Genomic DNA, 17,894 nt, shown 5'->3' with positions numbered 1-17,894 from the left:
TGGATCCGGGTCAGACCTCACCCCCCACATGGTTGGGGGCGTGCGCCGGAACGCGTCGACCGCGGCTGAATGTATCTGTCCAACTGCCGTCTGCAACAGGTCAATCGGACGAGAATTCTGGACGGAAGGGGTCCGGAATGTAGTAAGAATTCGCCCGAATCCGGGGCAAGTCGGGCCCCACAAAAGGAGCATAAGTGGCAAAGAACCCACACACTTTGGCTACTTCTCGTCGCATCCGAAGTCAGAACTCATATGCGCCCGGCATGAAGGAAGCAGCAGCTTCCCCAACTGTACCGTGCTCAACCATAGAGAATTGCCCCCTCCGCTTCTCTGGCGGAGAGGGCAATCGGATGAACTCTCGGTAATTTCTGTTACCGAAGGTAATGACCAGTCATACGGTCACCCGCCGGCGACCGCCGGGATGATGGAGACTCCGGCCCCGTCGGGCGTCGCCGTCTCCAGCCCCTGCTCGAACCGCACATCGTCGTCGTTCACGTACACATTCACGAACCGCCGCAGCTTGCCCTGGTCGTCGAGAACACGCGCCGCGATACCGGTGTGGTTCTTCTCCAGATCGGCGATGACCTCGGCGAGGGTCCCACCCTCGGCCTGCACCTCGGCCTGGCCGCCGGTGTAGGTGCGCAGGATGGTGGGGATGCGGACGTTGACGCTCATGCGAGGCCAGCCTCTCGGAAAGAGTCCAGATTCGGACGGATCGTGGCGGTGAGCCCGGTACCGGCCACCGCGTCCAGGGTCTTGAGACCGTCGCCGGTGTTCAGCACCACCGTGGTCTTCGTCGGGTCGAGGACGCCGTTCTCGATCAGCTTGCGGGTCACACCCACCGTCACGCCACCGGCGGTCTCCGCGAAGATCCCCTCGGTCCGCGCCAGCAGCTTGATCGCGTCGACGATCTGCTCGTCGTTCACGTCCTCCACCGCACCGCCGGTACGACGCGCGATGTCCAGCACGTACGGGCCGTCCGCGGGGTTCCCGATGGCCAGCGACTTGGCGATGGTGTCCGGCTTCTGGGGGCGGACCACGTCGTGCCCGGCCTTGTACGCCACCGACACCGGCGAGCACCCCTCGGCCTGCGCGCCGAAGATCTTGTACGGCCTGTCCTCGACGAGCCCGAGCTTGATCAGCTCCTGCAGACCCTTGTCGATCTTCGTGAGCTGCGAGCCGGAGGCGATCGGCACGACCAGCTGGTCGGGGAGCTTCCAGCCCAGCTGCTCGCAGATCTCGTACGCCAGGGTCTTGGACCCCTCCGCGTAGTACGGCCGCAGGTTGACGTTGACGAAGCCCCAGCCCTCGCCGGCCGGGTCGCCGATCAGCTCGGAGCAGAAGCGGTTCACGTCGTCGTAGTTGCCCTCGATGCCGACGAGCTCGCCGCCGTAGATCGCGGCCATGACGATCTTGCCCTGCTCCAGGTCGTGCGGGATGAACACGCAGGAGCGGAAGCCGGCCCGGGCCGCGGCGGCACCCACGGCGCCGGCGAGGTTGCCGGTGGAGGAGCAGGAGAGGGTGGTGAAGCCGAAGGCGCGGGCTGCCTCGATGGCCTGCGCGACGACGCGGTCCTTGAAGGAGTGCGTCGGGTTGCCGGAGTCGTCCTTGATGTACAGGCCGCCGGTGACGCCGAGCTCGCGGGCGAGGTTGTCGGCCTTGACGAGCTTGGTCCAGCCGGGGTTGATGTTGGGCTTGTCCGCCACGTCCGCGGGGACGGGCAGCAGCGGGGCGTAGCGCCAGATGTTCGAAGGTCCCGCCTCGATGCGCTTGCGGAGTTCCTCGGTTTCGTAGGCCGAGAAGTCGTACGCGATCTCAAGCGGGCCGAAACACTCCTCGCAGGCGAAGACCGGGCCGAGCGGGACGCGGTGGCCGCATTCGCGGCAGCTCAGCGCCGCGGCGGGACCCAGGTCGACGGAGTTCGTGGTGCTTGCAACAGTCTGCGCAGCCATGGAGGCGAGGCCCTTTCTCCTCATCTTCCTCACGACGCACTTCGCCGTGAGACGGATTTGGCACCTTCCCGAGCCGGGAGCCTCGCGGAGACGATCGTCAGCGATCGCTACGAGAACCGACTGGAGGGTTGCCGGGGCTTCATCGGGCCGTATCCCTCTGCCCCTCTGGATGAGCGGTATGAAGTTGTTAACGGCGGCCACCTCGGACATGCGATGGTCATCCGCGTTGTTCAAGACTGTAACCGACGACCAGGACAGTTGAGAGAGACGTCCGAACCGCGAGATGGATCACACGCTAAGGAGCCGCGCACTGTGCTGAACGAAGTCGAGCGCTGGCTGGCCACCAGGTCCTGGTCCGCGACTGATCGCCCGCTCCACCGGATCATGGCCGCGAAGCGGAGCTCGGGGCAGACCGTCAGTGTCGTCCTGCCCGCGCTCAACGAGGAGGAGACGGTCGGTGACATCGTCGCCGTGATCCGTCATGACCTCATGCAACAGGTCCCGCTCGTCGACGAGATCGTCGTCGTCGACTCGGGATCGACCGACCGCACGTCCGAGGTCGCCGCCGCGGCCGGGGCGCGGGTCGTCCACCGCGACGACATCCTCCCGCGCATACCCGCCGTGCCCGGCAAGGGCGAGGTCCTGTGGCGCTCCCTGCTGGTCACCAGCGGGGACATCGTCTGCTTCATCGACGCCGACCTGAAGGAGTTCTCCTCGGAGTTCGTCTCCGGCATCGTCGGCCCGCTGCTCACCGACCCCGGGGTCGACCTGGTCAAGGGCATGTACGACCGTCCCCTGGGCGGCGCCGCCGGACAGGGCGGCCGGGTCACCGAGCTGATGGCGCGCCCGCTGCTGAACATGCACTGGCCGCAGCTGGCCGGTTTCGTGCAGCCGCTGGGCGGCGAGTACGCGGCCCGGCGCTCGCTGCTGGAGCAGCTGCCGTTCCCGGTCGGCTACGGCATCGAGCTGGGCATGCTGGTCGACGCCCTGCACCTGGTCGGCCTCGACGCCCTCGCCCAGGTCGACGTCGGTGTGCGCAAGCACCGCCACCAGGACGGCCAGGCCCTGGGCCGGATGTCCGCCGCGATCTACCGCACCGCCCAGCTGAGGCTGGCCCGCGGCCATATGATCCGGCCCGCCCTGACCCAGTTCGAGCGGGGCCGGGACGGCTTCGAGCCGCGGACGTACTCCGTGGACACCGAGGAGCGGCCGCCGATGGTGGAGATCGCGGAGTACGCGGAGCGGAAGGTCGCGTAAGCGCGCGGAGGAAGGTCGCGTCACCGCGCGCCGGAAGGTCGCGTCACCGCGCGCAAGTGCGCATCCGTACGTTTGAGCGTTTGGGGGCCGGGCTAGGTTGAGGCGTATGGCGTCAACCAACAGTGCTGCTCAGGTGCTGGTCGCGTCCAACCGCGGCCCGGTCTCGTACGAAACGCGCGAGGACGGCTCGCTGCATGCCAAACGCGGTGGCGGCGGGCTGGTCTCGGGCCTGTCTGCGATCGGCTCCGACGCGGACTCCCTGTGGGTGTGCTCGGCGCTCGGCGACGGCGACCGCGAGGCGGTCCGGCGCGGGGTCGGCGAGCCGGGGGTCCGCATGCTCGACATCCCGGCCGACGTGCACGCCGACGCGTACAACGGCATCGCCAACTCGGTGTTGTGGTTCGTCCACCACCTGCTGTACCAGACCCCGCTGGAGCCGTCCTTCGACGCGGAGTTCCGGCGCCAGTGGGCGTCGTACGAGACGTACAACCGCGCCTTCGCCGAGGCGCTCGCCCAGGAGGCGGCCGAGGGGGCGGCGGTCCTGGTCCAGGACTACCACCTGTGCCTGGTGCCGGGGATGCTCCGTGAACTCCGTCCCGACCTGCGCATCGCCCACTTCTCGCACACGCCGTGGGCGCCGGTGGACTACTTCCGGATGCTGCCCGACGACATCGCGGGCCGGCTGCTGCGGGGCATGCTGGGCGCCGACCGGCTCGGCTTCCTCACCCAGCGCTGGGCGGACGCGTTCACGGCCTGTTGTACGGAGTTCGCGGACGGGCTCGGTGAGACCAGGATCGGGGTGCACGGGCTGGGCGCGGACGCGGACTTCCTGCGCGCCCGTTCCCACGAGGCCGACGTCGAGGAGCGCATCGTCGCCCTGCGCGAGGAGATCGGCGCGGGCCGCAAGACGATCGTCCGGGTCGACCGCACCGAACTGTCGAAGAACATCGTGCGCGGGCTGCGCGCCTACCGGCGGCTGCTGGAGTCGCGGCCGGAGTGGCGGGAGCGGGTCGTGCACGTGGCGTTCGCGTATCCCTCGCGGCAGGACCTGGCGGTGTACCGGGACTACACGGCCGAGGTGCAGCGGGTGGCCGAGGAGATCAACTCTCAGTACGGGACGCCGGGCTGGACGCCGGTCCTGCTGAATCTGAAGGACGACTTCGCGCGCTCCCTCGCCGCGTACCGGCTGGCCGACGTGGCGCTGGTCAACCCCATCCGGGACGGCATGAACCTGGTCGCGAAGGAGGTGCCGGTGGTCTCCGACGAGGGGTGCGCGCTGGTGCTGTCGCGGGAGGCCGGGGCGTACGAGGAGCTGGGTGACGACGCGATCGTGGTGAACCCGTACGACATCGAGCAGACGGCGGCAGCTCTGCACGAGGCCCTGACGATGCCGGCCCACGAACGCGCCGAACGCGCCAAGAGGCTCACCGCGGCGGCGACGGCACTCCCGCCGGCACAGTGGTTCCTGGACCAGCTGAACGCGCTGAAGGCACTGAACGGGTGAGCATGAACCTTCCTACGCCCACCACGCCCGCCGGTCAGGACGGCCTGCGGGCGCTTCTCGCGGAGCCGCGGCGGGCGGTGATCGGGCTCGACTTCGACGGGACGCTGGCGCCGATCGTGGCGGATCCGGAGCAGGCACGGGCGCACCCGGAGGCGGTGTCCGTCCTCGCCGCCCTCGCGCCGAAGGTGGCCTCCGTCGCGGTGATCACCGGCCGCCCGGCCGAGATCGCGGTCCGCTACGGCGGTTTCGCGGGCGTGCCCGGTCTGGAGCACCTGACCGTCCTGGGCCACTACGGCGCGGAACGCTGGGACGCGGCGACCGGCGAGGTCACGGCGCCCGAGCCGCACCCCGGTGTGGCCGCGGTCCGTGCCGAGCTGCCATCGCTCCTCGACGGGACCGGCGCCTGGGTCGAGGAGAAGGGCGGCCGGGCGGTGGCCGTGCACACCCGCCGCGCCCCCGACCCGCAGGCCGCCTTCGACGCCCTCCGCACCCCTCTCGGCGACCTGGCCACCCACCACGGCCTGATCGTCGAGCCGGGCCGACTGGTCCTGGAACTGCGCCCCCCGGGCATGGACAAGGGCGTCGCCCTGCTGACCCACGTCCGCGAGCTGTCCGCCGGCTCCGTCCTCTACGGCGGTGACGACCTGGGCGACCTGCCCGCGTTCGCCGCGGTCGACGACCTCCGCGGCGCCGGCACCCCCGGCCTCCTGGTGTGCAGCGGCAGCGACGAGGTGACGGAACTGCGCAAGCGGGCGGACCTGGTGGTGGACGGCCCGGCCGGTGTGGTGGGCCTGCTGCGAAGCCTGGCGGAACGACTCGCCTGACGCGCAGCCGACCGTCACCCGGCGCTCACCCGGTTCTCAGCGCTCCGCCCGCCGGGCCTCCCGCACCCTCCGCAGCCGGTTCACCGTCACCGGGTCGAACACCAGCGCGCGTTCGTCGTCCAGCAGGGCGTTGAGCAGCTGGTAGTAGCGGACCGGCGCCAGGCCGAGTTCCTCGCGTATCGCCCGCTCCTTGGCGCCGGGCCCCGCGAAGGAGCGCCGCTCCAGCGCGAGGACGTCCCGCTCCCGGCGGTCGAGTTCCGCATGTTCCATGCCCCCGACGGTAACGCCCGGCACTGACAGCGACTCGGCTAGTCCGCGTTCCGCGCGGTCAGCTGCAACGCGCGCAGCACCTCCACGGGGTCCCCGTCGGGGCTCACCGCGGAGCCGATCCGCTCCTTCACGGCCGCGCTGACCGAGGCCCAGGACGTCTTGCCCACCGGAGGCAGCTCCGCGGCGGGCAGCGCGTCGAGGAAGGGCTTGAGGTCGCTGTCCCGGGAGGCCCTGCTCATGACCTCGGAGGCGGAGTTGGTCACCGGCAGCAGGTCGTACTCCCGTGAGAACGCGAGGACGTTCTTCTCGCTGTAGACGAAGTCGAGGAAGTCGCCCACCTGCTCGGCGTGCCCGTTCTGCTTGAAGGCCATCATCCAGTCGGCGACGCCCATGGAGTTCCTGGTAGGCCCGTCGGCGCCGGGCATGGGCACCATCCCGAACTTCACCCCCTTCTCGGCGGCGGTCTTCATCAGCGAGGGGTGCCCGTTGAGCATCCCGACGTCCCCGGCGGCGAACGCCGAGAACGCGGCGGCCCGGTTCAGGTTCTCGGGTGCGACCGGACCGGTCAGCCCCTTGCCGACGAGGTCGTCCTTGAGCCAGGTCAGCGTCGCGACGTTCTCGTCGGAGTCGATGCCGTACGTCCCGACGTCGTCGATGTACCCGCCGCCCCCGCTCAGCAGCCACTGCATGGTCTCGGCCTGCGCCTCCTCGGGGCCCAGCGGCAGCGCGTACGGGTACTTCACGCCCTCCGCTCTGAGCGCCTCGGCGTCGGCGGCCAGCTGCTTCCAGGTCTTCGGCGGGGTGAGCCCGGCGTCGGCGAAGAGGGTCTTGTTGTAGAAGAGCAGCCGGGTCGACGCGGCGAACGGCATCCCGTACTGCATGCCGTGGATCCGTCCCGCGGAGCCGAGCTGGGCGACGAAGTCGGCCTGCTCCCGGATCCCGAGCAGGTCGTCGGCCTTGTAGAGCAGCCCCTTGTCCGCGTAGTCGGCGTACGCGCCGATCTGCGCCATGTCGGGCGCCTTCCCGGCGTCGACCAGCTCCTTTACCTTGCGGTCGACGTCCGTCCAGGAGTACACGCTCACGTCGATCTTCACGCCGGAGTGCTTGGCCTCGTACTCCTTGACGAGCCCGTCCCAGTACTTCTGGGAGCTGTTGGCCGAGCTGTCTCCGTAGTCGGCGGCGACCAGCTTCAGCGTCACCCCGTCCGATCCGCCGCCCATCCCGCAGCCACCGAGGACCGCCGTCATACCCAGTGCGGACACCGCCGCGATCGTTCCCGTCCTACGCCGCCGCACCGACAACCGCCCCATACTCACGTTCGAACACTTTCGTAAAGTCATACATATTCCAGAACTAAGGTCTACACCACGTAAGTGGACTAGACCTCTCACGGGTCCAAGGGCCACACTGTCCCCGTGAGACATGTCATCGCCCTCGACGTGGGCGGCACCGGGATGAAGGCCGCCTTGGTCGGCGCGGGCGGCGAGCTCCTGCACCGGGCCCGCCGGGCGACCGGCCGCGAGCGCGGACCGGACGCGGTCGTCGACGGCATCCTCGACTTCGCCGCCGAGCTGCACGCCTACGGCACCGAGCACCTCGGCGTCCCGGCAGCCGCGGTCGGCGTCGCCGTCCCCGGCATCGTCGACGAGGACCTCGGTGTCGCGTCCTACTCCGCCAACCTGGGCTGGCGGGACGTCCCCCTGCGCGAACTGCTCGCCGACCGCCTCGGCGGCGTCCCCGTCGCCCTCGGCCACGACGTCCGCACCGGCGGCCTCGCCGAGGGCCGCATCGGAGCCGGTCAGGGCACCGACCGCTTCCTCTTCGTCGCCCTGGGCACCGGCATCGCGGGCGCGATCGGCATCGCCGGCCGGGTGGAGGCGGGCGCGCACGGCTTCGCGGGCGAGATCGGCCACGTCGTCGTACGCCCGGACGGCACCGCCTGCCCCTGCGGCCAGCGGGGCTGCCTGGAGCGGTACGCCTCCGCGGCGGCCGTCAGCGACGCCTGGGCCTCGGTCACCGGGAACCCGGAGGCGGACGCGGCCGACTGCGCGAAGGCGGTCGAGGCAGAGGACACCAGGGCTCGGGAGGTCTGGCAGCACGCCGTGGACGCCCTCGCCGACGGCCTGGTCACCGCCCTCACCCTCCTGGACCCCCGCACCCTGATCATCGGTGGCGGCCTGGCGGAGGCGGGGGAAACCTTGTTCACACCGCTGAGGGAGGCGGTCCGAAGCCGGGTCACCTTCCAAAAGCTCCCGACGATCGTCCCCGCGGCCCTGGGTGACACAGCGGGCTGCCTCGGCGCCGGCCTCCTGGCCTGGGATCTCCTAGACAAGACGAACAGTTCGGAGGCAACTCGCTGATGGCAACCCCCCTAGGGGCGCGGGACAGCGCCGAATTCGCGGCTACCGCCGCGCGAGCGCGACCAGCCACGACGAACCGGCACCCCGCAACCGGCAAGGTCCCCCTCGTCCTGTCCGGTGCAACGGTCGTCCTCCCCACAGGAACCGTCAAGAACGGCCAGGTTGCCATCGACGGCACCCGCATCACCGGCGCCGCCCCGGAGAACGCCCAGGTCATAGACGTATCCGACCACTGGCTCGTCCCCGGCTTCGTTGACATCCACAACCACGGCGGCGGCGGAGCCTCGTTCACCTCAGGCACCGTCGAAGACGTACTCAAGGGCATCCGCACGCACCGGGACCACGGCACCACCACCCTCGTCGCCTCCACCGTCACCGGCGACATGGACTTCCTCGCCCAGCGAGCCGGCCTGCTGAGCGAACTCGCCGAGCAGGGCGACATCGCGGGCATCCACTTCGAGGGCCCGTTCATCTCCCCGTGCCGCAAGGGCGCGCACGCGGAGAACCTCCTGCGCCACCCCGACCCGGCGGAGGTCCGCAAACTGGTCGACGCGGCTCGCGGACAGGCGAAGATGGTCACGCTCGCCACCGAACTCCCCGGCGGCCTCGACTCCGTACGGCTGCTCACCGAACACGGCGTGATCGCGGCGGTCGGCCACACCGACGCGACGTATGAGCAGACCGTCGAGGCCATCGAGGCCGGCGCCACGGTCGCCACGCACCTCTTCAACGCGATGCCGCAGATCGGGCACCGGGCGCCGGGCCCGATCACCGCCCTCCTGGAGGACGAGCGGATCACGGTCGAGCTGATCAACGACGGCACGCATCTGCACCCGGCCGCGCTGCACCTCGCGTTCCACCACGCGGCGTCAGCCCGCGTCGCGTTCATCACGGACGCCATGGACGCGGCCGGCTTCGGCGACGGCCGTTACCTGCTCGGCCCCCTGGAGGTCGAGGTCAGCGAGGGAGTCGCCCGGCTGGTGGAGGGCGGTTCGATCGCGGGCTCGACGCTCACCCTGGACCGCGCCTTCAAGCGGGCGGTGACCGTCGACCGGCTGCCCGTGGAGGACGTGGTCGCGGCGATCTCCGCCAACCCGGCCCGTCTGCTGGGGATGGCCGACCGCATCGGCTCCCTGGAGCCCGGCAAGGACGCCGACCTGGTCCTGCTCGACCATCAATTCGACCTCAAGGGCGTCATGCGCCGCGGAGAATGGGTGGTCGATCCCCAACTGGGATGATCTGTCCCGCTGTTGGGGCCGGGACGGTCCTGGGAGACTGGACGGGCACATTCTGTCGTCGGGGGACACGTGGGAGGTCGGCCAGGTGATCCTCACGGTCACGCTGAACACCGCTCTCGACATCACCTATCGCGTACGGTCACTGCGGCCGCACACCAGTCACCGGGTCACCGAGGTCGTCGAACGCCCCGGTGGCAAGGGCCTGAACGTGGCCCGGGTGCTGGCCGCGCTCGGCCACGAGGTGACGGTCACCGGCTTCACGGGCGGCGCCACGGGCCGCATCGTCCAGGACCAACTCACCGCCGTACCGCACCTGGTGGACGCGCTCGTCCCGGTCGCCGGCCCGACCCGGCGCACGATCGCCGTCGTGGACGAACGGTCCGGCGACACCACCCAGCTCAACGAACCGGGTCCGACGGTGACGCCCGCGGAATGGTCGGCCTTCCAGGAGGCGTACGAGGATCTCGTCCCCTCCGTCTCGGCGGTGGCCCTGTGCGGGAGCCTGCCGCCGGGGGTGCCGGTGGGGGCGTACGCGGGCCTGATCCGCACGGCGAAGGCGGCCGGGGTCCCGGTCCTCCTCGACACCGGAGGCGAGGCACTGCGCCGCGGGGTCGCCGCCCGCCCGGACATCCTCAAGCCGAACGCCGACGAACTGTCCGAACTGACCGGCTCCCACGAACCGCTGCGCGCGACACAGGACGCGCGGCGGCGGGGCGCCCTTGCCGTCGTCGCCTCCCTGGGCAAGGAGGGCCTCCTGGCGGCCACGCCCGAGGGCCGCTGGCGAGCCGCTCTCCCGACCCCGGTACACGGCAACCCGACGGGCGCCGGCGACTCGGCGGTCGCGGCCCTCCTGTCGGGCCTGGTCGAACAACTCCCCTGGCCGGACCGCCTGACCCGAGCGGTCGCCCTGTCCGCGGCGACGGTACTGGCCCCGGCGGCGGGCGAGTACGACCCCGACGCCTACACGGACCTGCTGTCCCGGGTGACGGTCACGGGGGAGGCCGGCGCGGCCTGACTGCTACGAGCTGACCCAGCCGGTGACCAGCCACATCCGGTCGATCAGGGCGTCGCACTGGTTGCCCTGCTCGCAGGACATCTTGATCGTGTTGGTGCCCTTGTTGAGCTGGACGTAGTTGTAGGTCTGCGTCCAGCCCTTCTCGTAGGCGCCTTCCTTGGCATGCGCGTAGTTGTCCATGCCGACGGGAGTGGTGGAGGCGGTGCCGTTGACCGTGAGGGTGGCGGTGGCGTCCTTGCCGGGCACGCTGTAGCCCGTGTACACGGAGTACTTGCCCTTCTTGGGGATGCCGCTGACCGTCCAGGTGATCGAGGCGCCGACCTGGTTGAAGCCCTGGACGTAGACGCCGCCGTCGGACTTGGCGCCCTTCACGTCGGACGCGACGCCGGTGCCGCCATCCAGCCGCATCGTCTTCGCGTCGGCCTTCGGAAGCTCGGCCTCCGCTTCCGCCGAGGTCGACGCGCTCGGCGTCGAGCTCTGTGACGTGGTCGGCGTCGTTGCCGCCTGGTTGCCCTTGTTGTCGTTCTGGTCGTCGCCGCCCGCCATCGCGATGCCGATGCCGATCACCACCGCGGCGACCACCGCGATCGCGCCGATCAGCAGACCCTTGGTGTTGGGGCCGCCGCCCCTGCGTCCGCCGCCCGCGCCGTAGCCCGGCATGGGCTGCTGGGAGGTGGGCGCCGAGCCCGGGAAGGTCTCGGGGGCCGCGTAGTGGGCGCTGGGCTGCCCCTGCTGCTGCGGAACCTGGCCGTACGCCGCCGTCGGCGCGGTCGGTGCCTGCTGCTGCCCGTACTGGCGCTGGCCGACCGAGCGCGACCGGTTGGCTGAGTTCGGGTAGCCGTAGCCGTAGCCGCCTCCGGACGGCGGCTGGGCCCCGTTGGCCTGGCCGTCGGCGTAGAGGTAGCCGAACGGGTCGTCGTCCTCGGGCGTGCTCGCGCCGTTGTTGCCGGACGTCATCCCTTGGTACTCCTCAGCAGGTGCGATCGGATGCGAGACGTGGAGTCAGAATGGCGAGCCTACCCGCTCCCGGTGGCCCAAACGGGTGACTCGGATCGCACCAGCTCGCTGACCTGGGGCTCAGCCCGCGCGTCTGTGCTGTTTGGGACGAGATCGTTTCTCGACGTACATCCGCTCGTCAGCCGACTTCAGCACTTCGTCCGCGGTCATGCCGCAGTGCGCCCAGCCGATGCCGAAGCTGGCACCGACCCGCACGGCCCGCCCCTCGGCCCGGATGGGCTGGATGATCTCGTTGCGCAGGCGTACCGCGAGGTCCGCCGCGTCGGCCTTGCCGAGCCCGTCGGCGAGGATCACGAACTCGTCTCCGCCGAGCCGCGCCACGGTGTCGCCGTCGCGGACGCACTGGGACAGCCGCCGGGCGACCTCGATGAGCACCGCGTCACCCGCGTTGTGCCCGAACCGGTCGTTGATCGACTTGAAGCCGTCGAGGTCGCAGAAGAGCACCGCGAGTCCCTTGGTGCCGTCGTCGCGCTCCCCCTCGGGGGCGACGGTGTGCACATGGTGGTCGAAGCCGTCGAACGCCGTCGCGCCGCCCTGGCGGAAGTCGAAGCCGTGCCCGTTGGCGTCGAAGGCCGGATGGCCGAAGGCCGCGTCCACGGACTCCAGGGCGGCGCCGGTGTGGGTGGAGCGCTGACAGAGCCGGGAGGACAGCCGCGAGCGCAGCTCGGCGGAGTTCGGCAGTCCGGTCAGGGAGTCGTGGGAGGCCCGGTGGGCGAGCTGGAGCTCGCGGCGCTTGCGGTCCTCGATGTCCTCGACGTGGGTGAGCAGGAAACGCGGCCCGTCGGCGGCGTCGGCGACGACGGAGTTGCGCAGGGACACCCAGACGTACGTGCCGTCCCGGCGCGCCAGGCGCAGCTCGGCCCGGCCGCCCTCCGCCGAGGTGCGCAGCAGGGTGCCTATGTCCTCGGGGTGGACGAGGTCGGAGAAGGAGTAGCGGCGCATCGCGGACGCGGGGCGGCCGAGCAGACGGCACAGGGCGTCGTTGGTGCGCAGGATCCGGCCGTGCTGGTCGCCGCCCATCTCGGCGATGGCCATGCCGGAGGGGGCGTACTCGAAGGCCTGCCGAAAGCTCTCTTCACTGGCCCTGAGGGCCTGCTGCTCCCTCTCGAGCCTGACCAGCGCCCGCTGCATGTTCGCACGTAGACGCGCGTTGCTGATCGCGATGGCGGCCTGGAACGTGTACATCTGGAGCGCTTCGCGGCCCCATGCGCCGGGCCTGCGGCCGTTGCGCGGGCGGTCCACGGAGAGCACGCCGATCAGCTCTCCGCACTGGCCGCCCTGCACGCCCGGCGTGTACATCGGAGCGAACAGCCGGTCGGAGGGGTGCCACTCGTCCTCGAAGCGGGGCGCGGGCCCGTCGGTGTACCACTGCGGGACGTCGTCGTCGTCGAGGACCCAGCCCTCGGTGTGCGGGATGAAGACCAGGTCGCCCCAGGTCTCCCCCATGCTCAACCGGCGCTCCCAGGACTCGCGGGAGCCCACCCGGCCGGTGATCAGCGCCTCGGCGGCCTGGTTCCCGGAGAACGCGGCGACCACGAGGTCACCGTCGGGGCGCACGAGATTGACGCACGCCAGCTCGTAGCCGAGTGCGGTGACCACGCCGTTCGCGACGGTCTGCAGCGTGTCGGCCAGGCTGCGGGCCGTGTTCATGTCGGCCATGACCTCGTGCAGCTGTCGCAGGGACGCAAGACGGACGTACGGCTCCGACTCGCTCTCCATTGCTCGCCCTCCCCCCCGAGACCTCGCAGCGAATCAAGGGTTCTCTTCGGCGTATCTTCACTGCCGTTTCGTTGGTGCCCTTCGTCGGTACTTCCCCGCCACTGAATCACAGCGCGCTGCCCACTCGGTACACAGGGTCAACAATTAACGCGCCTTGTGACCCAAGTCACAGCTGAAGATGAACAATTGAGTGGGGTTTCTGCGTTTTTCCTGTGCGTTTACTGAACGCAAACTGCGGGGGTTTGTGAAAACTGTCACGTCTCCGCCGGTAGACCTAGGTCCGGCCTCGGCCCGGCCTCGGACCGGCCTCGGACCGGCCTCGGACGAAGGCCCGATGCGGGCCGCCCCGACGTGACATTAGCGTTCCGGGTGTGTCGAACACTCCCGCCGCCGCTCGTGCCTTCACTCCCGCCGCCACCGCGCCGATGATCCCTCCGCCCGCTTCCGGGCATGCTGTGGGGGTGAGCAACGAGGAGTTCCGCGCCGCCATGTCCCGGCTGGCCGCGGGCGTGGTCCTGGTGACCGCGTTCGAGGCGCCGCTCGGCACGGACGGCCCCAAGGGCGAGGACGTCGGCATGACGGCCACGGCGTTCCTGTCGGTCTCCCTGGATCCGCCCCTGGTGCTGGTCAGCCTGCGTACCGGCTCCCGCATGGACGACCTGCTCGACGAGCAGCCGCTGTGGGCGGTGTCCGTCCTGTCCGAGAGCCAGCGGCACATCGCCGGCCGCTTCGCCATGAAGGGCCGCATCAGCGACCGCCTGTTGTTCGAGGACATCCCCTACGTCCGCGGCTCTGCGACCGGCGCCCTTCTGGTGCGCGGCGCCCTCGCCACCCTGGAGTGCCGCACCGAACAGCGCGTGGAGGCCGGCGACCACACCCTGGTGATCGGCCGCGTCCTGACCGCCGACGTGCCGAGCGCGGAGGGCGGGCCGCTGACGTATTTCCGCGGCAGGTACCGGCAGTTGGGATGAATTGCGTGGCGGCCCGCCGCGACTCGCCTTAAGGTCCCCGGATGACATTCGCACCACGCCTCGAAGAGATCACACCCGGGAATTTCGAAACAGCCACCGGCATACGCGTCCGCCCCGACCAGGAATTCGCGGTCTCGCCTGTCATGCAGTCCCTCGCCGAGGCCTACGTCCATCCCGCGGGCGTCGCCTGGCCCCGCCTGATCGTCGACGGCGACCGCACGGTCGGCTTCCTGATGGCCTTCCTCGACATCGACTGGAACGCCGACGGCGGCAAGGTCGTCCGCTCCGGCCTGTGGCGGCTGAACATCGCGGCCGACGCCCAGGGCAGGGGCTACGGCCGTTTCGCCGTGGAGTCCGTCGCCGCGGAGCTGCGCCGCCGGGGCACGAAGGAGTTGTACGTCACCTGGCACGAGGGCGCCGAGGGCCCGGCGGAGTTCTACCTGAAGCTCGGTTTCCGCCGCACCGGGGAGTTGAGCGAGGGAGAGACGGTGGGAGTCCTGGACCTCGCGTAAGGCTGATCCGGTCGTGTACGAACGTGAACGCGAGCCGTCAGCCCCAGTCCTTGCCCGTCCGCCCCCGCTTGGTGTCCGAGCGCTGCTTCTTCTCCCGCAACCGGCGTTCGTTGATCCCGCGCGGGATGCGTGTCGCCCTGCGGGGCTTGGGCGGCGGCGCGGTGGCCTCGGCGAGCAGCGCCGCCAGCCGTACCGCCGCGGTCTCGCGGTTGCGCCACTGCGAGCGGTGCTCGGAGGAGCGGACGGTGACGACCCCGTCGACGAGCCGCCCGGCCAGCTTGACCAGCGCCCGCTGCTTCCACACGTCGGGCAGGGACTCCGTGCGGGCCAGGTCGAACCGAAGCTCCACCTGGGAGTCACTGGTGTTGACGTGCTGGCCGCCGGGGCCGGAGGAGCGCGAGAAACGCCACATGAGCTCGGCCTCGGGAAGGGAGACGGAGCCGCGGATGACGTGGGGACCGGACATGGGGTCCATGTTCCCGGGTCTGTCCGGTCCACGTCACCCCAATATCGCCTGTCCGTCCCCCGGGTGGGCTTGGGTAAAGAAAGTAAAGAAGCGGGGAACCTTCGACACCGCTCGCGGCGTTCATAGAGGTAGCGGTAGCTTCGTGCCCGTTACTCAACGAAGGAAGGGACTCCCAACAATGGCTGTAAGCCTGTCCAAGGGTGGCAACGTCTCGCTCACCAAGGAGGCTCCGGGCCTGACCGCCGTCACCGTGGGCCTCGGCTGGGACGTCCGCACCACCACCGGCACGGACTTCGACCTCGACGCGTCCGCGATCGCGGTCAACCCCGAGGGCAAGGTCTACTCCGACGCCCACTTCGTCTTCTTCAACAACAAGCAGACCCCGGACCAGACCATCGTCCACACCGGTGACAACCGCACCGGCGAGGGCGCGGGCGACGACGAGGCGATCAACGTCAACCTGGCCGGCCTCCCGGCCGACGTCGACAAGATCGTCTTCCCGGTCTCGATCTACGACGCGGAGAACCGCTCGCAGAACTTCGGCCAGGTCCGCAACGCCTACATCCGCATCGTCAACCAGGCCGGCGGCGCCGAGATCGCCCGCTACGACCTCTCCGAGGACGCGGCCACGGAGACGGCGATGGTCTTCGGCGAGCTGTACCGCAACGGCGCGGAGTGGAAGTTCCGCGCGGTGGGCCAGGGCTACGCGTCCGGCCTGGTCGGCATCGCGCAGGACTTCGGCGTCAACGTCTGACGTCAGCCGAGCTGAGCTGAGCTGTGCTGGAGCCCCCGGTCTTGTCGGCCGGGGGCTCCCGGCGTTCTGTCTTAGGCCTGCGAGACGAACGCGGTCCAGGTGGACGGGGTGAAGCCCAGGCGGGGGCCGGTGGTGTCGTTCTTGGAGTCGCGGACGTGGATCGTGTCGGGAGTAGTGGCGATCTCGACGCAGGACTCGCCGTTGGTTCCGCCGCTGTAGCTGCTCTTGAACCACGCCAGTTCGGAGGCGTCCCCGGTGGGGGCCTTGCGGATCATGTTTCTCCCAGCAGTTGCTCAATGAAGGTAAGCGACTCCCTCGGCGGGAGAGCCTGCGCCCGGATGGTGCCATATTGCAGCTCAAGAACGCGCAGTTGTTTCGGTTCCGAAGTCGGACGGCCGTTGAACAAGCCGTCAGCGCGCGCCGCTGCCGTTCCATCTGGGAACTTCAACAACTCGATCCTGCCGTCCAGACCCGGATGGGGGTCGGTATCGGTCGGCATCACTTGAAGTGTGACGTTGTTCAACCGCCCCACCTCCAGCAGGCGTTCGAGCTGCCGTCGCCACCCCATTGTGCCTCCAACGCGACGCCGTAGCGGTGCCTCTTCCAGGACGAAGTGGATCGACGGAGCCGGGTCGCGTTCGAACACCGACTGCCGTGCCAGACGTGCGGCCACCATTCGTTCCACGTCGTCCAACGAGTAAGGCGGCTGCGCTGCCCCGATCACGGCACGGGCATGCTCCGGCGTCTGAAGCAGACCGGCGATGATGTTGCACTCATAGACGCCGATCTCAACCGCCATGGCCTCCAGCTTGCCCAGCTCCCGAACCTTCTTCGGATACCGGACCTTCTTGACGTCCTCCCAAGTCGCGGCGATGAGCCCACCCGCCCCCAACACCTCGTCGGCCCTGTCCAGATACTCCTGTCGAGGAATCCGCTTCCCACCTTCGACCTTGTAGACCAGGTCCTCCCCGTACCCCACCGCCTCCCCGAACTCGGCGGCCCGCATCCCCACCGCCTCGCGCCGCAACTTCAGTTGGCGGCCCACCGTGGCGATCACCGCGACACCCCACTCGTCGTCGGGATCGACCTCCCACCCCGGGTCCACCGTCTCGCCGTCCACGCTCATCCCGCACCCCTCCGCCGTACGTCCGTACCCGCGACGCCCCTACCCGTACGACCGCCCCCGACAGCCCGGACACGACCGGACAAGCTCCGGACAGTCACGGTACGTACCGGAGTCGTCACTGTTCACGGTAAGCACTCGCGGCCACGCTGAGTGACGTGAATCAAGAAACCGCCGTCATCCGCAACTTCAGCGTCCTGCTGTCCCCCACCCCGCGTGGAGCCCGCCTGGCTCGACTACTGGCGGTCGAGCAACTGCGCGAGTGGGGACTCCCGTTGCACCCGGCGGAGCACATCGTGGCGGAGCTGGCGGTGAACGCGTCCACACACGGCCGGGTCCCGGGACGCGACTTCCGCCTGACGCTCTACGTCGTGGGCGACACCGTGCGCATCGAGGTCACGGACACCAGAGGCGACCGCCTCCCGCACATCGAACTCCCCGCGCCAGACGCCGAGTCGGGCCGAGGTCTCGTACTCGTGGACGCGCTTGCCGACCGTTGGGGCGTGGCACCGGGACCCCGCCCCCGCAAGACGGTGTGGGCGGAAATCGACCTATCACCGTCGTCCGGAAACCCGGGCTTCGGTGACGCGGGCGGCCTTCCATAAAGAACCTCTGGGAGAAAGGAACCCACCCAAGCCCCACCTTTCCTCCCGCCCCGAAGCGCAGCTCACCCGCGCGAGTGAACATCAGCAACTCAGCTGGATTTCGGCCCGGTTGCTTGCTCTACGCTCAGCGCGACACAACCGCAGACCTGCTGCGGACATACAACGGCCCTCGCCGGGAATGGCATCCCAATGCGAGGGCCTGACCACCAAGGAAGAGGTCCTCCCCGCCGTACCGCAACCGGGATATCCCGCCCGTTGCCGAGACCGTAGTCAGGTCTCAGTATTCCGGACGTTTCCGCCCGGAAGG

General features: G+C 69.8%; 19 protein-coding genes and 1 riboswitch. Of the genes, 10 read left to right on the top strand and 9 right to left on the bottom strand.

Features of this window, described 5'->3' with window-relative positions:
- Nucleotides 1-399: 399 nt before the first annotated feature.
- Entirely contained in the window at nucleotides 400-675 is a 276-nt protein-coding gene (locus ACFVYN_RS33800; RefSeq protein WP_020122860.1) for a MoaD/ThiS family protein, read from the bottom strand.
- Complete coding sequence (thrC, locus tag ACFVYN_RS33795) at nucleotides 672-1,952, bottom strand: threonine synthase (protein ID WP_390005653.1); 1,281 nt, start codon at nucleotides 1,950-1,952, stop codon at nucleotides 672-674. Before thrC ends, ACFVYN_RS33800 begins: the two co-directional genes overlap by 4 nt.
- 17 nt (nucleotides 1,953-1,969) lie before the next feature.
- Nucleotides 1,970-2,128: riboswitch (SAM riboswitch) on the bottom strand.
- A gap of 136 nt (nucleotides 2,129-2,264) precedes the next feature.
- Here thrC and ACFVYN_RS33790 point away from each other — a divergent pair.
- The 3 genes from ACFVYN_RS33790 (at nucleotide 2,265) to otsB (ending at nucleotide 5,537) form a co-directional block, all read left to right on the top strand.
- Entirely contained in the window at nucleotides 2,265-3,209 is a 945-nt protein-coding gene (locus tag ACFVYN_RS33790) for a glucosyl-3-phosphoglycerate synthase (RefSeq protein ID WP_390005652.1), read from the top strand.
- A 106-nt stretch (nucleotides 3,210-3,315) separates the two neighbouring features.
- Nucleotides 3,316-4,713, top strand: coding sequence for a trehalose-6-phosphate synthase (locus ACFVYN_RS33785; RefSeq protein WP_390005651.1), 1,398 nt, complete (start codon nucleotides 3,316-3,318; stop codon nucleotides 4,711-4,713).
- 2 nt (nucleotides 4,714-4,715) lie between these two features.
- A complete protein-coding gene (gene otsB, locus ACFVYN_RS33780) occupies nucleotides 4,716-5,537 on the top strand; it encodes a trehalose-phosphatase (RefSeq protein ID WP_390005650.1) in 822 nt (273 codons plus the stop codon).
- Between the two features lie 36 nt (nucleotides 5,538-5,573).
- Here the strand turns inward: otsB and ACFVYN_RS33775 are convergent, their stop codons facing one another.
- Complete coding sequence (locus ACFVYN_RS33775) at nucleotides 5,574-5,807, bottom strand: DUF3263 domain-containing protein (RefSeq protein ID WP_390005649.1); 234 nt, start codon at nucleotides 5,805-5,807, stop codon at nucleotides 5,574-5,576.
- 38 nt (nucleotides 5,808-5,845) lie between these two features.
- The gene (locus tag ACFVYN_RS33770; RefSeq protein WP_390005691.1) at nucleotides 5,846-7,117 is read right to left on the bottom strand and encodes an ABC transporter substrate-binding protein; all 1,272 of its coding nucleotides are present in this window, start codon (nucleotides 7,115-7,117) and stop codon (nucleotides 5,846-5,848) included.
- A gap of 105 nt (nucleotides 7,118-7,222) precedes the next feature.
- Here ACFVYN_RS33770 and ACFVYN_RS33765 point away from each other — a divergent pair, with 105 nt between their 5' ends.
- From ACFVYN_RS33765 to ACFVYN_RS33755, 3 genes are all read left to right on the top strand, one after another.
- Entirely contained in the window at nucleotides 7,223-8,167 is a 945-nt protein-coding gene (locus ACFVYN_RS33765) for an ROK family protein (RefSeq protein WP_390005647.1), read from the top strand.
- Complete coding sequence (gene nagA, locus ACFVYN_RS33760; RefSeq protein ID WP_390005645.1) at nucleotides 8,167-9,405, top strand: N-acetylglucosamine-6-phosphate deacetylase; 1,239 nt, start codon at nucleotides 8,167-8,169, stop codon at nucleotides 9,403-9,405. Before ACFVYN_RS33765 ends, nagA begins: the two co-directional genes overlap by 1 nt.
- A gap of 85 nt (nucleotides 9,406-9,490) precedes the next feature.
- On the top strand, nucleotides 9,491-10,420 hold the full coding sequence (locus tag ACFVYN_RS33755; RefSeq protein WP_390005644.1) for a 1-phosphofructokinase family hexose kinase: 930 nt from the start codon (nucleotides 9,491-9,493) through the stop codon (nucleotides 10,418-10,420).
- A 3-nt stretch (nucleotides 10,421-10,423) separates the two neighbouring features.
- Here the strand turns inward: ACFVYN_RS33755 and ACFVYN_RS33750 are convergent, their stop codons facing one another.
- Entirely contained in the window at nucleotides 10,424-11,377 is a 954-nt protein-coding gene (locus tag ACFVYN_RS33750) for a carbohydrate-binding protein (RefSeq protein ID WP_390005642.1), read from the bottom strand.
- A 120-nt stretch (nucleotides 11,378-11,497) separates the two neighbouring features.
- Nucleotides 11,498-13,156: a diguanylate cyclase CdgB gene (gene cdgB, locus ACFVYN_RS33745; RefSeq protein ID WP_390005640.1), complete on the bottom strand. Its 1,659-nt coding sequence runs from the start codon at nucleotides 13,154-13,156 to the stop codon at nucleotides 11,498-11,500.
- Nucleotides 13,157-13,581: 425 nt separating this feature from the next.
- Between cdgB and ACFVYN_RS33740 the strand changes: the two genes are divergently transcribed.
- Together ACFVYN_RS33740 and ACFVYN_RS33735 are read left to right on the top strand one after the other, a co-directional pair.
- Complete coding sequence (locus ACFVYN_RS33740) at nucleotides 13,582-14,127, top strand: flavin reductase family protein (RefSeq protein ID WP_390005690.1); 546 nt, start codon at nucleotides 13,582-13,584, stop codon at nucleotides 14,125-14,127.
- Between the two features lie 41 nt (nucleotides 14,128-14,168).
- Entirely contained in the window at nucleotides 14,169-14,639 is a 471-nt protein-coding gene (locus ACFVYN_RS33735; RefSeq protein ID WP_390005638.1) for a GNAT family N-acetyltransferase, read from the top strand.
- A 37-nt stretch (nucleotides 14,640-14,676) separates the two neighbouring features.
- Here the strand turns inward: ACFVYN_RS33735 and arfB are convergent, their stop codons facing one another.
- Nucleotides 14,677-15,105: an alternative ribosome rescue aminoacyl-tRNA hydrolase ArfB gene (gene arfB, locus ACFVYN_RS33730; RefSeq protein ID WP_390005636.1), complete on the bottom strand. Its 429-nt coding sequence runs from the start codon at nucleotides 15,103-15,105 to the stop codon at nucleotides 14,677-14,679.
- Nucleotides 15,106-15,283: 178 nt separating this feature from the next.
- On the opposite strand from arfB, the gene ACFVYN_RS33725 reads away from it, so the two are divergent.
- Nucleotides 15,284-15,859, top strand: a complete 576-nt coding sequence (locus tag ACFVYN_RS33725; protein WP_352388835.1) for a TerD family protein — start codon at nucleotides 15,284-15,286, stop codon at nucleotides 15,857-15,859.
- Nucleotides 15,860-15,930: 71 nt separating this feature from the next.
- Here the strand turns inward: ACFVYN_RS33725 and ACFVYN_RS33720 are convergent, their stop codons facing one another.
- Complete coding sequence (locus ACFVYN_RS33720; RefSeq protein ID WP_390005635.1) at nucleotides 15,931-16,134, bottom strand: DUF397 domain-containing protein; 204 nt, start codon at nucleotides 16,132-16,134, stop codon at nucleotides 15,931-15,933.
- Nucleotides 16,131-16,985: a helix-turn-helix domain-containing protein gene (locus tag ACFVYN_RS33715; protein WP_390005633.1), complete on the bottom strand. Its 855-nt coding sequence runs from the start codon at nucleotides 16,983-16,985 to the stop codon at nucleotides 16,131-16,133. Before ACFVYN_RS33715 ends, ACFVYN_RS33720 begins: the two co-directional genes overlap by 4 nt.
- A gap of 155 nt (nucleotides 16,986-17,140) precedes the next feature.
- On the opposite strand from ACFVYN_RS33715, the gene ACFVYN_RS33710 reads away from it, so the two are divergent.
- Nucleotides 17,141-17,587 carry an ATP-binding protein gene (locus ACFVYN_RS33710; RefSeq protein WP_390005631.1) on the top strand — a complete coding sequence of 149 codons (447 nt, stop codon included), beginning with the start codon at nucleotides 17,141-17,143 and terminating at the stop codon, nucleotides 17,585-17,587.
- Nucleotides 17,588-17,894 lie beyond the last annotated feature (307 nt).

Origin of the sequence: Streptomyces sp. NPDC058307 (genome assembly GCF_042880295.1) — a bacterium.
Lineage (GTDB): Bacteria > Actinomycetota > Actinomycetes > Streptomycetales > Streptomycetaceae > Streptomyces.
This window is presented reverse-complemented; position numbering and strand designations above follow the sequence as displayed.